This window comes from Denitromonas iodatirespirans (assembly GCF_018524365.1).
Lineage (GTDB): Bacteria > Pseudomonadota > Gammaproteobacteria > Burkholderiales > Rhodocyclaceae > Nitrogeniibacter > Nitrogeniibacter iodatirespirans.
In genome coordinates, this window is sequence record NZ_JAEKFT010000108.1 from 1 (window position 1) to 997 (window position 997).

Sequence of the window (997 nt, forward strand, 5' to 3'; positions counted from 1 at the left end):
CGCCGTGGCCGACTGCCTTGCAGTGCGCGACCCATTGGCTTGGCGCCCGCTTCGGCAAGGCCAACCCGGCGGCCGACAAGGCGGCGAGCATCCTGGCGCGAAAGACCTTGGCCAGGGCCTTGGCGTTGAACAGGTATGGCCGGCCGGATCGGGATCGGCGTTTGCTGCGCCAGCATCGGCGTTCGGCATCGAGCGCTGCGGCCGGCACGAGCAGATGCACATGCGGATGGAAGTCGAGCCGGCGGTTATGGGTGTGCAGCACGGCGATGGCGCCGGGGGTGCCCTGCAACTGCCGATCGTTGCCGGCAAAGCGAGACACCGTTGCCCAACTGCAGCGCATCAGCGCATCGAACACGGTCCGCGAATGGTACCGGGCCAGGGGGCGCAGCTCGGCCGGCAAGGTGAAGGTCAGCAGGAAGTAGTCGGCCGGCACCAGGGCCTGACGCTGGCGTTGCAGCCACTGCTCGCTCTCGTGGTGCTGGCAGTGCGGGCACAGGCGATGGCCACACGAATGCGGCACCAGCGCGCGATGCGCGCAGGCGCTGCAGCCGAGTTGCATCATCGGGCTCGAAGCGCGGCGGCACTGGCCGAGCGCGCTCAAGGCGCGATGTTGGTCGGAAGTCAGACGGGCGCCGTACTCGGCCAGAAACTCGTCGCGAAAGGTCTCGATGACAGAAGCGAGGCGGATCATCGAATGCGCCCCCAGCCGACGGCGAGGGTGTCGATCAGCGCGTTGATGCGCTCGCTGGCGTGGACCTCGGTGCGGTCCGTGAGGTGTGTATATCGGGCGGTGGTGAGGATGGAGTGGTGGCCGAGAAACTTCTGCAGCTCGATCAGATCGACCCCGGCCTCGATCAGGTGAGTGGCATAGCTGTGCCTCAGGCTGTGAGGGGTAATGTTTTTTTAAGGCCGCAGCCGGCCACCACCTTGCGCAGCGTCAGCTGTACGCCGCCACGGTCGAGCGGCGTGCGTGCGAGCGCCGCCCCCTTGAGGCCGG

2 protein-coding genes are annotated in these 997 nt (G+C 67.5%); both read right to left on the bottom strand.

Annotated features, from left to right (window positions below):
• On the bottom strand, positions 1–691 hold a 691-nt coding region (locus I8J34_RS24135; protein WP_214364175.1), incomplete at its 3' end, for an IS91 family transposase.
• Positions 688–897 carry a tyrosine-type recombinase/integrase gene (locus I8J34_RS24140; protein ID WP_214364176.1) on the bottom strand — a complete coding sequence of 70 codons (210 nt, stop codon included), beginning with the start codon at positions 895–897 and terminating at the stop codon, positions 688–690. The genes I8J34_RS24140 and I8J34_RS24135, both read right to left, overlap by 4 nt.
• Between the last annotated feature and the right edge of the window lie 100 nt (positions 898–997).